This window comes from Nocardioides sp. CCNWLW216 (assembly GCF_037120545.1).
Lineage (GTDB): Bacteria > Actinomycetota > Actinomycetes > Propionibacteriales > Nocardioidaceae > Nocardioides > Nocardioides lianchengensis.
In genome coordinates this window covers 372552-383843 of sequence record NZ_JBBBBJ010000004.1, presented here as the reverse complement: position 1 = coordinate 383843, position 11292 = coordinate 372552, and the positions used below count along the sequence as shown (strand labels likewise).

The window sequence follows — 11292 nt, the reverse complement described above, 5'->3', positions numbered from 1 at the left end:
GCCCGGACGGGCGGCGGACCGGGCGTGGTCTGGCTCACGGCGACGCTCAGCGACCGCCGAAGATCCGCGAGAGCAGCCCGCGCTGCTCCTGGATCACGGTCGGCAGCGGGGGCGCGTCCGGCGCGGCGGTCCGGCCGCCCTCGGCCTCCGTGACCACCTCGCGCAGGAATGCGTCCACCTCGCCCATGTCGTAGCCCTCGCGCAGCCGCACCCGGGTGAACCGGGCCTCGCCGGCCAGGGTGCGGACGTCGGCGCCCGAGTCGACCGCGGCCGCGAGCTCGTCGAGGAGCTGGTCGACCTCCGACATGTCGTAGCCCTCGCGCAGCCGCACCGGGGAGAACTGCACCGCCACGATGCGCTGCGACCGGGCCGAGCGCGTCTGAGGTGCAGCGGGACGCTCGTCGGGCAGGTACGGCGCCCGCTCCTCGAGCTCGTGCGCCCGGTCGACGATCCACCGCAGGAAGTCGTCGACCTCGGCCATCGCGTACCCCTCGCGCACCCGCACCGGGGTGAACCGGGCCCGGCCCACCAGGTCGCCCACCGGCATCCCGACCTCGACCGCGGCCACCACGGCATCGAGGAACCGGTCGACCTCCTGCATGTCGTAGCCCTCGCGTCGTCGGGGCGTGAACCGGTGGTTCGCGATCTGCTGCGCCAGGTCGGCGCGAGTGATGGGCACGAGAGGAGTCTAGGGACCGCGGCGGGTCTCGATACGGCCCTCGTCCCTCGCGCCTACTCGACCAACGAACACGCCCGCCCACGGCCGGGTCTCGATACGGCCCTCGTCCCTCGGGCCTACTCGACCAACGAACACGCCCGCCCACGGCCGGGTCTCGATACGGCCCTCGTTCCTCGGGCCTACTCGACCAACGAACACCCGCCCACGCCGGGCCTCGATACGGCCCTCGTCCCTCGCGCCTACTCGGCCAACGAAGGCGACGAATCAGCGGCTTCGGTAGTCGAGTGCCGCCGAGGCACGAGGCGGTGTATCGAGACTCACTTCGTCGCCGAGACTCACTTCGCTCGCCTGGCTCCTCGTTCGGAGGAAGTCACTCGAGCTCGTCCCTCGCTCGGCGCCTTCCTCCTCACTTCGTCGCCTCCATCATCTGGCGGAGCTCCTTCTTGAGCTCGGAGATCTCGTCGCGCAGCCGGGCGGCCAGCTCGAACTGCAGCTCGGCGGCGGCGGTGCGCATCTGGTCGGTGAGGCCCTGGATCAGCTCGGCCAGGTCGGAGCTGGGCATGCCGGCCAGGTCGGCTGCGTGCTTGCCGGCGTCGCCCTCGCGCAGGGCGGGCACGGGCTGCTTCGCCTTGACCCCGCCGGCGCGACCCTTGGCCTCGGTGCCGGCCCAGGTCTGGAGCAGGGCCTGGGTGTTCTCGTCCTCACGGGCGAGCATCTCGGTGATGTCGGCGATCTTCTTGCGCAGCGGCTGGGGGTCGACGCCGTGGGCGGTGTTGTAGGCCACCTGCTTGGCGCGGCGCCGGTTGGTCTCGTCGATCGCGGCCTCCATCGAGGGCGTGATCTTGTCGGCGTACATGTGGACCTGGCCGGACACGTTGCGGGCCGCGCGACCGATGGTCTGGATGAGCGACTTGTCGGAGCGCAGGAAGCCCTCCTTGTCGGCGTCCAGGATCGAGACCAGGGAGACCTCGGGCAGGTCGAGGCCCTCGCGGAGCAGGTTGATGCCGACCAGGACGTCGTACTCGCCGAGGCGGAGCTCACGCAGCAGCTCGATCCGGCGCAGGGTGTCGACCTCGGAGTGCAGGTAGCGGGTGCGGATGCCGGCGTCGAGGAGGTAGTCGGTGAGATCCTCGGACATCTTCTTGGTCAGCGTGGTGACCAGGACCCGCTCGTTCTTCTCCGCCCGGGTCCGGATCTCGTGGATCAGGTCGTCGATCTGGCCCTTGGTCGGCTTGACCACGACCTCGGGGTCGATCAGTCCGGTCGGGCGGATGATCTGCTCGACGGTGTCGCCGCCGACCTTGTCGAGCTCGTAGTCGCCCGGCGTCGCCGAGAGATAGATCGTCTGGCCGATCCGCTCCAGGAACTCCTCCCAGCGCAGCGGCCGGTTGTCCATCGCGCTCGGCAGCCGGAAGCCGTGCTCGACCAGGTTGCGCTTGCGGGACATGTCGCCCTCGTACATGCCCCCGATCTGGGGCACGGCGACGTGGGACTCATCGACGACCAGCAGGAAGTCCTCGGGGAAGTAGTCGAGCAGCGTGTTCGGCGCGGTGCCGCGCCCGCGGCCGTCCATGTGCATCGAGTAGTTCTCGATGCCGGAGCAGGACCCCACCTGGCGCATCATCTCGACGTCGTAGGTCGTGCGCATCCGCAGCCGCTGGGCCTCCAGCAGCTTGCCCTCCCGCTCGAACTTGGCCAGCTGGTCCTCCAGCTCCAGCTCGATGCCCTTGATCGCCCGCTCCATCCGCTCCGGGCCGGCGACGTAGTGGGTGGCCGGGAAGACGTAGAGCTCCTGGTCCTCGGTGAGCACCTCGCCGGTGACGGCGTGCAGGGTCATCAACCGCTCGATCTCGTCACCGAAGAACTCGATGCGGACCGCGTGCTCCTCGTAGACCGGGAAGATCTCGAGGGTGTCGCCGCGGACCCGGAAGGTCCCGCGGGTGAAGGCCATGTCGTTGCGGGTGTACTGGATCTCGACCAGCCGGCGCAGCACCGTGTCGCGGTCGTGCTCCTCGCCGACGCGCAGCCGGAGCATCCGGTCGACGTACTCCTGGGGGGTGCCGAGGCCGTAGATGCAGGAGACCGTGCTGACCACGATCACGTCGCGGCGGGTCAGCAGCGAGTTGGTCGCGCTGTGCCGCAGCCGCTCCACCTCCTCGTTGATCGAGGAGTCCTTCTCGATGTAGGTGTCGGTCTGGGGGACGTAGGCCTCGGGCTGGTAGTAGTCGTAGTAGCTGACGAAGTACTCGATGGCGTTGTGCGGGAACAGCTGGCGCAGCTCGTTGGCGAACTGGGCGGCCAGCGTCTTGTTGGGCTGGAGCACCAGCAGCGGGCGCTGCACCTGCTCGGCCACCCACGCCACGGTGGCGGTCTTGCCGGTGCCGGTGGCGCCGAGCAGCACCACGTCCTCGACGCCGCCGTTGATCCGCTTCGTGATCTCGGCGATCGCGGTCGGCTGGTCGCCGGACGGCTGGTAGTCGGATTCGACCTTCAGCGGCGCCACCCGGCGCTCGAGATCGGTGACAGGGCGCATGCGTCCAGCGTAGGCGGGGCCACCGACAGTCGGTGCTCGTCGCTATGTTGTCCCGGTGAGGACGAGCGCACCGAGGACCACCGAGCGGGTCCTGCGGGTGCTGCGCCGGACGCTGATGGCCGTCTTCGGCGTCCCGCTGCTCGTCGCGGTCGTGATGTCGCTCGTCGACTCCTACCGCCGCCGCGGCAAGAAGCCGAAGCCGTTCCCGGTCACCGCGCCCCACCCCGTGCCGATCGGCGACGGCGAGGTGACGACCTACACCTTCGGCCGGGACCTCTACGACGACATGCTCGCCGCCATCGACGGCGCCCAGAAGCAAGTGCTCTTCGAGACCTACATCTGGAAGGGCGACGAGATCGGCGAGCGGTTCAAGGCCGCCCTGTCCGCGGCCGCGGACCGGGGCGTCGAGGTCTACTGCATCTACGACGGCTTCGCCAACCTCGTGGTCTCGCCCCGGTTCAAGCACTTCCCGTCGAACATGAAGGTGCTGCGCTACCCCGTCTACCCGGCCGGCTGGAGGTTCTTCGACCTCACCCGCTACGGCCGCGACCACCGCAAGATCCTCGTGGTCGACGACAGCGAGGGCTTCGTCGGCGGCTACAACATCGGCTCGGCCTACGAGACCGAGTGGCGCGACACCCACGTCCGGATCACCGGCCCGGGCGTGTGGGACCTCAAGCGCGCGTTCGCCGACTTCTGGAACCTCAACCGACGGCGCCGGATCCGGGCCAGCGAGCGGCCGCTGCTGCTGGAGACCGCCTCGACGTGGGAGCCGCGGATCCGGATCCACCGCAACGTGCCTCGGCTGTGGATGTTCCCCATCCGCTCGATGTACATCGAGGCGATCAACCGGGCCAGCGTCAACGTGTGGATGACCCAGGCCTACTTCACGCCCGACCAGGACTTCGTCGACGCGATGAAGGAGGCGGCGCGCCGGGGGGTCGACGTACGCCTGCTGGTGCCGCTGAAGTCCAACCACATCGTGGCCGACTGGATCTCGCGCGGCTACTTCAGCCAGCTGCTCGGCGCCGGGGTGCGGATCTTCCGCTTCAAGGACGCGATGGTGCACGCCAAGACCTCGACTGTCGACGGCAGCTGGTCCACGGTCGGCACCGCCAACATCGACCGGCTCAGCCTGCAGGGAAACTACGAGATCAACGTCGAGGTCTTCGACGAGGCGTTCGCTCAGACGCTCGAGGAGATCTTCGCGACCGACCAGTCCAACTGCCTCGAGCTCACCCAGGGTGAGTGGGAGGCCCGGGACCTGCACCGCAAGTTCACCGAGATGATCCTGGCGCCGCTGCGGCCGCTGCTCTAGCGTCCCGGGCTCAGGCGCGCAGCCCGGCGACCAGCGCGTCGATCATCGGACGCGCGTCGTACCCGAAGGTGCCGTCGCCGACCGACAGGTTGCCGATCCCACGCAACAGGTCGAGCGCGCGGACGCCGGGCGCCACCTGACCGGCCGCGACCGCGGCGTCGAGGAGGGCGGCACAGGCCGGGACCAGCTGCTCGACGAAGTAGGCGTGCAGGGTCGCATGCGCCTCGTCCTCGCCCTGCATGGCCTCCGCGAGGCCGTGCTTGGTGACCAGGAAGTCCACGAACAGGTCGACCCAGCGCACCAGGGCGTCGTACGGCGTGGGGCCGTCGGCGAGCAGGCCCGGGACCGCCTCGACGCATTCCTCCACCTGGTGGCGGAAGACCGCGACGACCAGGTCGGCCCGGGTCGGGAAGTGCCGATAGATGGTGGCCACGCCGACGCCGGCCCGGGACGCCACCTCGCGCACCGGCGCGGCGACGCCGGACTCGGCGAACACCGTGGCGGCCGCGGCGAGCAGCGCCTCCTCGTTGCGCCGCGCATCGGCGCGCTTGGCGGGGGGCACCCGACCTCCTTGCTAAACGGAACAGCGTTCCGTATCGTGGTTTGCGGAACACCGTTCCGCTTACATCATGCCACTTCGGGAGGAACCCGTCATGCAGTACCGCATCCTCGGCCGCACCGGCGTCCGGGTCAGCACGCTCGCGCTCGGCGCGATGAACTTCGGCGCCCTCGGCCGCGTCGGCCCGGACGACGCCACCGCCCTCGTCGACGCCGCCCTCGAGGCCGGGATCAACGTCATCGACACCGCCGACTGGTACGGCGTCGGCGAGTCGGAGGAGATCGTCGGCCGGGCGATCGCCGGCCGACGCGACGACCTGGTCCTGGCCACGAAGGTGTGGGGCCCGATGAGCGAGGAGCGCAACCACCAGGGCGCCTCGCGCCGCTGGATCACCACCGAGCTCGACAACAGCCTGCGGCGGCTGGGCGTCGACCACCTCGACCTCTACCAGGTGCACCGGTGGGACCCCACGGTCAGCGACGAGGAGACGCTGTCGGTGCTGACCGATCTGCAGCGGGCGGGCAAGATCCGCTACTTCGGCAGCTCGACGTACCCCGCCTACCGGATCGTGCAGGCGCAGTGGGCCGCGCGCGAGCACCACCTCGGTCGCTTCGTCACCGAGCAGCCCGGCTACTCGATCCTGCAGCGGGCGATCGAGCGCGACGTGCTGCCGGTGACGCAGGAGTACGGCCTCGGCACCCTGGTCTGGAGCCCGCTCGCCGGCGGCTGGCTGTCGGGGGCGATCCGGGCCGGGCGCGAGATCAGCACGAACCGGGCGTCGCTCGCGCGGGTGCAGGACCGCTTCGACCTCGCGAACCCGGTCAATCGGGCCAAGCTGGACGCCGTCGAGCGGCTGGTCACCATCGCCGACGAGGCCGGCCTGACCCTGGTCCAGCTCGCGCTCGGCTTCGTCACCGCCCACCCCGGGGTGACCAGCGCGCTCATCGGTCCGCGGACCCTCGACCACCTGCACGCCCAGCTCGCGGCCGCCGACACCGTCCTGTCCCCCGACGTGCTCGACGCGATCGACGACGTGGTCGCGCCCGGGGTGGACCTGGCCCCCGACGAGAAGGTCGACACCCCGCCGTCGCTGCTCGACCCCGCCCTGCGGCGCCGCTGAGGCCTACCGCGCCCGCGGGAAGTCGATGACGTCGGCGAGCTTCAGCGCCTTCGCCTTGTCGCCGCGCACCTTCAGCCGCCCCCGCAGGACGCCGGCGACGGCGGAGAGGTGACCGGTCGCGAGCCGGAGGAAGTCGTGGCCCTCGCAGGTGACGGTGGCGTCGCGCTCCTCGCCCTCGTCGCCCGCGGTCACCGTGGCGACGCCCCTCAGCACCCGGACGGTACGACGCTCCACCTCCCCGTCGGGCGCCCCCAGCAGTCGGAACCCGACGGTCAGGTCGCAGCGGGCGGCCTTGCGGGCGTCGACGAACTCGGGCAGCCGGCGGAAGATCTCGTCGAGCACCACGGGGCGGAACCCGGACGACATCACCCGACGCAGGTGCGCCTCGTCGACGTGGGCCAGCACGGTCGCGACGTCGACCGGGTCGAGGCGGGTCGGGTCGACCGCCACCCGGTCGGTGCCGGGCACCACGAAGATGCCGCCGAGGGCCAGCGCCAGGTCGGTGTCACCGACCACGTCGAGGCCGCCGCCGAGCAGCTCCAGCCCGGCGTTCCGCTCGCCGCTGACCAGCCGCACGAAGCCGAGGACGCCGGTCGCGAGCACCACGTCGGCCGGCTCGTCGTCGGCCACGTCGGGGACCAGCTCCAGCCGGCCGTGGTCGACGACGAGGACGTGACGCTCGACGACCCGGTCGTGGCGGGCCAGGTCGAAGCGGATCGAGCCGTGCAGCAGGGCGAGCCGGTGCGGGTCGGCGTACTCGTGGAGCCGGGCGAGGATGCCCCCGACTGCGGCACGGCGCACCTCCGGACGGTCGACGAGCGCGAGGACCTCGTTGTCGGCGGCCGCGCGCACGGCGGCGACCAGCGCCTCCGGGTCCGCCCCGTCGACGTACGCCGAGGCCTCCTCGGCGGAGGCGGTGAGCAGCGGGCCCAGAGATACCTGTGTCATCAGGTAACAGATATCACGGCCGGGTGACCGTCGCCGGGAGGTGCGTCCGCGGGGCCATGCGGGCGCCGTGGCGCGGCCGGCGGAGCCGGGCGATGCCGAGGAGGGCCTGCACCCGACCGCGGTGCGGCCGGTAGGGCTCGAGGAACTCCTCCAGCTGGTCGTCGTCGAACGGCTCGCCGGTCAGCGCCCAGCCGATGTCCCTGGCGACGTGGTAGTCGCCGAAGGACACCGCGTCGGGGTCGCCGTGGGCGCGCTGCAGGGTCTCGGCGGCCGTCCAGCGGCCGATGCCGGGCAGCGAGGTCAGCCGCCGCGCCGCCTCGTCGTGGGGCACCGTCAGCGTGCGCTCCAGGGAGTCGGCGACCCGCGCCGCGGTCACGACCGTCCGGGAGCGCGCGGGATCGACGTGCATCCGCAGCCACTCCCACGACGGCACCGTGCGCAGGGTCGCCGCGTCGGGCTGGACCCACAGGGACCGGTCGGCCCCCGCGCCGGGCGCCCGCTCGCCGAAGCGGTGGACGAGCATCCGGAAGCCCGCGAAGGCCTCCTGGCCGGTCACCTTCTGCTCGATGATCGCCGGGACCAACGACTCCATCACCAGCCCGCTGCGGCCGATCCGCAACTCGCCGTACCGACGGACCAGCTCGGCCAGCACGGGGTGCTGAGGGTCGAAGCCGGTCGGGTCGTCGTCGGCGCCGAGCAGTCCGGGGACCGCGTCGAGCACCCACCCGGCACCGGGCCCCCACGCCTCCGCGTGCACCTCGCCGAGAGCCGGGCGCGACCAGAGGACGAGCGTCGCCGGGCCCTGGGGCGTGCGGATCCCGCGCCAGTGCCGGTCGTCGTCGATGCGGTAGGTGGGGTCGCCACCGCCTCGCTTGTGGATCCGCATCATCTGGACCCCGCACGGCCAGTCGGGGCGCCACACGCGGGTCAGGGAGGACACGTCCCGACGGTACGTCACCCCACGGACAGTGGAACCTGTTCTAGTCTCCGGGATCATGCTGCAGATCTCCGACCGCGACCGCGTCCGCACGCTGACCCTGGACCGGCCCGAGGCGCTCAACGCCTTCAACGAGGCCCTGTACGACGCCACCGCGCAGGCCCTGCTCGACGCCGCGGCCGACCCCGCGGTGGCGGTGGTCCTGCTGACCGGGAACGGCCGAGGGTTCAGCGCCGGCACCGACCTGCTGGAGATGCAGCGGATCGCCACCGACCCCACGTTCGAGCGCGGCGAGCACGGCTTCGTCGGGCTGGTCGACGCGCTGGTCGACTTCCCCAAGCCGCTCGTGTGCGCGGTCAACGGCGTCGGCCTGGGCATCGGGACGACGATCCTCGGCTTCGCCGACCTCGCGTTCATGGCGTCCACGGCCCGGCTGAAGTGCCCGTTCACGTCGCTGGGAGTCGCTCCGGAGGCGGCGTCGTCGTACCTGCTCCCCCGGCTGCTGGGTCGCCAGGACGCCGCCTGGGTGCTGCTGTCGGCGGAGTGGATCTCCGCGCAGGAGGCGTTGGCGATGGGTCTGGTCTGGCGGGTCTGCGAGCCCGCCGACCTCGTCGCCGAGGCGACCCGGCACGCGACCCTGCTCGCCCGGCGGCCGATCTCGTCCCTGGTCGCCGTGAAGCGGGCGATGACCGCTCCTTTGCGTGCCGGGATCGACGCCGCCCGCGAGCGCGAGAACGCCGCCTTCGCCGAGCTGATGGGCGGCCCGGCCAACCTCGAGGCGCTGGCCGCGTTCGCCGAGGGGCGCGAGCCCGACTTCACCTCGCTGCCACCGGGGTGGTGAGCCGCCCGCCCTCGGGATCGAGGGCCGGGCACGTGCCGTATCGTCGCGGCCCGGAGCGGAGCTCCTCCTCGTCGCCGAACCAGAGAGTCGCCAGTCCATGCCTGTCTTCCTGAAGGACGGCCGCTCGGTCCTGTTCGTCCACATCCCCAAGACCGGCGGCACCAGTCTCGAGAAGCTGTTCACCCGGTCCGGGTGGGCGATGGAGGGACGGGTCACCCCCAACACCGACGCCGACCTGTACCGGAAGCTGCGCTGCTCCCCGCAGCACTTCCACCTCGCGCTCCTCGAGCAGGTCTTCCGCCTCGACCGCTTCGACCTCGTGTTCCTGGTGGCCCGCGACCCGGTCGCGCGGTTCCGGTCCGAGTACGTCATGCGCAACTCCAGCTCGCACTTCCAACCGCCGAGCAAGCAGCCCGACGGCACGATCAGCACCGAGCCCGGGCCGGTGGCACAGTTCTGGGACTGGGCCATGGCGCGCTACGACCTGGACCCCTACACGCTCGACAACCACCTCCGGCCACAGAGCGAGTTCCTGGTGCCGGGCGCGGAGGTCTACCACATGGAGGACGGCCTGGAGTCGGTGGCCGCGGACCTGAATGACCGGTTCGACCTCGGCCTGGAGGGCGACCTCCCGCACGCACTGAGGAGTCGCCGACTGGCCGGGGTCCGGAGCTCGGAGGTCTCGGTGTCGCCCGCGCTCCTGGAGCGCATCGGCGACTTCTACCGGACCGACTACGAGCGCTTCGGCTACGCCCTGTCGGCGACCTAGGGGCCCAGGGCGGCCGCTACGTCGTCCGGACCACCTCGGCGACGACCCGACCCAGCTCGGCCCCGGCGTCCTCCTGCAGGAAGTGCCCGGCACCCGCGATCGTGACGTGGTCGCGTCCGCGTGCGCCGGGCACCCGCTCCTGGAAGACCCGGTCCCAACCGCGGGTGGCGGGGTCGCCGTCGGAGTAGCAGGTGACGAACGGCCGGTCGAAGGCCTCCAGCGCCCGCCAGGTACGACGGCCGATCCGCGCACCGGCGTCGCGGCGGGTGAGCGGGAGCAGCGCCGTCATCTGGCGCAGCCCGGCGGTGTGCTCGGCGTCCGGGAAGGGCGCGTCGTACGCCGCGAGGACCTCGGGGGCGAGCGGGTGCGCGGTAGCCGCTCCGACGAAGTCGCCGGCCCTCAGCTCGGGCGCGCGGACGCAGTGCAGGAGGTAGTCAAGCAGCGCCTCCTCGACCACCACCCGCGAGTCCCCCGTGCCGTGCAGCGCCCAGGTCAGCCGACCGTCGAGCGCCGGGTCGGCGGTGTGCAGGATGGTGTTGGCGGCGACGACCCGGGCGAACCGGTCCGGCTCCGCGGCGAGGACGCTCAGCCCGATCGGGCCGCCCCAGTCCTGGGCGACCAGGGTGACGTCGCGCAGGTCGAGGGCGGCGACGAGGCTGCGGGTCCACGCGACGTGCCGCTCCAGCGTGTAGTCCGTCCGCTCGGTCGGCTTGTCGGAGCGACCGAACCCGATGTTGTCGGGGGCGACGACCCGGATCCCGGCGGCGACCAGCACCGGGATCACGTGCCGGTAGAGGTAGGACCAGGTCGGCTGGCCGTGCAACAGCAGCGCCACCGGTCCGTCCGCGGGGCCCTCGTCGAGGTGGTGCATCCGCAGCGGCTCGACCCCGTCGGCGCGGACCTCGACGTACCGGGGCTCGAAGGGGAAGCCGGGCAGGGCGGCGAACCGCTCGTCAGGGGTACGGCGCACGTGCGTCACGCGAGCCAGTCTGGCCCGGGACGCCCGCGGCCGCGGTCAGAAGTCCCAGCGCGTGGCACCGCCCGGCTCGACGGTCTCGACCGCGGCGGCCGAGCGGGCGTCGATCCGGAACACGTGCCACGGCGGCGACCCGGCCGAGGGGGCACTGAACTCCGCGGTGAGCGCCGTACCGCTCTCGTCGACGCGACACGGCCAGCCACCGTCGGCCGACCACTCGGCGGTCCGCGCGGCCACGACGTCGGGGTCGCTCACCACGGTGGCCGTGCCGCCGAGCGACAGGTCGAACACGTCGGTCGCCAGGCTCAGCGCGCACCGCGGGTCGCGCAGCAGGTTGCGGCCCTTGCGCGTCGTGAGTCCGGTCTCGAACCAGAACGAGCCCTCGGCCCAGAGCGCGCCGATGCCGGTGACGTGCGGGCTGCCGTCGGCGTTGAGCGTGGTGAGCCAGCAGGTGTGCCGGTCCGGGCCGCCTCCCCCGGGCGCCTGCTCGAAGCCGGCGTCCAGGCGAGCGGTGACCCGGGCCCAGTCCAGGGGCGCGAGGTCGTACAGGTCGGCGAGGTTGGTGGTGGTCATGGAGGTGCCGACCGGCCCCGGCCCCAGGACTCATCGCGA

Annotated in this window: 11 protein-coding genes; 4 read left to right on the top strand and 7 right to left on the bottom strand. The window is 71.9% G+C overall.

What is annotated here, in order from left to right:
- Positions 1–46 precede the first annotated feature (46 nt).
- Both V7S47_RS12040 and uvrB read right to left on the bottom strand, forming a co-directional pair.
- The gene (locus V7S47_RS12040) at positions 47–679 is read right to left on the bottom strand and encodes a DivIVA domain-containing protein (protein ID WP_336561772.1); all 633 of its coding nucleotides are present in this window, start codon (positions 677–679) and stop codon (positions 47–49) included.
- 406 nt (positions 680–1085) lie between these two features.
- A complete protein-coding gene (uvrB, locus tag V7S47_RS12035; RefSeq protein WP_336561771.1) occupies positions 1086–3212 on the bottom strand; it encodes an excinuclease ABC subunit UvrB in 2127 nt (708 codons plus the stop codon).
- Between the two features lie 55 nt (positions 3213–3267).
- On the opposite strand from uvrB, the gene V7S47_RS12030 reads away from it, so the two are divergent.
- Positions 3268–4530: a phospholipase D-like domain-containing protein gene (locus V7S47_RS12030; protein ID WP_336561770.1), complete on the top strand. Its 1263-nt coding sequence runs from the start codon at positions 3268–3270 to the stop codon at positions 4528–4530.
- Between the two features lie 10 nt (positions 4531–4540).
- Here the strand turns inward: V7S47_RS12030 and V7S47_RS12025 are convergent, their stop codons facing one another.
- Entirely contained in the window at positions 4541–5092 is a 552-nt protein-coding gene (locus tag V7S47_RS12025) for a TetR/AcrR family transcriptional regulator (RefSeq protein ID WP_336561769.1), read from the bottom strand.
- Positions 5093–5183: 91 nt separating this feature from the next.
- Here V7S47_RS12025 and V7S47_RS12020 point away from each other — a divergent pair, with 91 nt between their 5' ends.
- Positions 5184–6209 (top strand): aldo/keto reductase, encoded by a 1026-nt coding sequence (locus tag V7S47_RS12020; RefSeq protein ID WP_336561768.1) that lies wholly within the window; start codon positions 5184–5186, stop codon positions 6207–6209.
- Positions 6210–6212: 3 nt separating this feature from the next.
- Here V7S47_RS12020 and V7S47_RS12015 read toward each other — a convergent pair whose 3' ends face one another.
- Both V7S47_RS12015 and V7S47_RS12010 read right to left on the bottom strand, forming a co-directional pair.
- On the bottom strand, positions 6213–7157 hold the full coding sequence (locus V7S47_RS12015) for an SCP2 sterol-binding domain-containing protein (protein ID WP_336561767.1): 945 nt from the start codon (positions 7155–7157) through the stop codon (positions 6213–6215).
- A 13-nt stretch (positions 7158–7170) separates the two neighbouring features.
- Complete coding sequence (locus V7S47_RS12010; RefSeq protein WP_336561766.1) at positions 7171–8097, bottom strand: DNA-3-methyladenine glycosylase family protein; 927 nt, start codon at positions 8095–8097, stop codon at positions 7171–7173.
- 55 nt (positions 8098–8152) lie between these two features.
- Between V7S47_RS12010 and V7S47_RS12005 the strand changes: the two genes are divergently transcribed.
- Both V7S47_RS12005 and V7S47_RS12000 read left to right on the top strand, forming a co-directional pair.
- Positions 8153–8935 carry an enoyl-CoA hydratase/isomerase family protein gene (locus V7S47_RS12005; RefSeq protein ID WP_336561765.1) on the top strand — a complete coding sequence of 261 codons (783 nt, stop codon included), beginning with the start codon at positions 8153–8155 and terminating at the stop codon, positions 8933–8935.
- Positions 8936–9032: 97 nt separating this feature from the next.
- Positions 9033–9704 (top strand): sulfotransferase family 2 domain-containing protein, encoded by a 672-nt coding sequence (locus V7S47_RS12000; protein ID WP_336561764.1) that lies wholly within the window; start codon positions 9033–9035, stop codon positions 9702–9704.
- 16 nt (positions 9705–9720) lie between these two features.
- Here V7S47_RS12000 and V7S47_RS11995 read toward each other — a convergent pair whose 3' ends face one another.
- Positions 9721–10683, bottom strand: coding sequence for a haloalkane dehalogenase (locus V7S47_RS11995; RefSeq protein ID WP_336561763.1), 963 nt, complete (start codon positions 10681–10683; stop codon positions 9721–9723).
- 36 nt (positions 10684–10719) lie between these two features.
- Positions 10720–11253 carry a pyridoxamine 5'-phosphate oxidase family protein gene (locus tag V7S47_RS11990; RefSeq protein WP_336561762.1) on the bottom strand — a complete coding sequence of 178 codons (534 nt, stop codon included), beginning with the start codon at positions 11251–11253 and terminating at the stop codon, positions 10720–10722.
- Positions 11254–11292 lie beyond the last annotated feature (39 nt).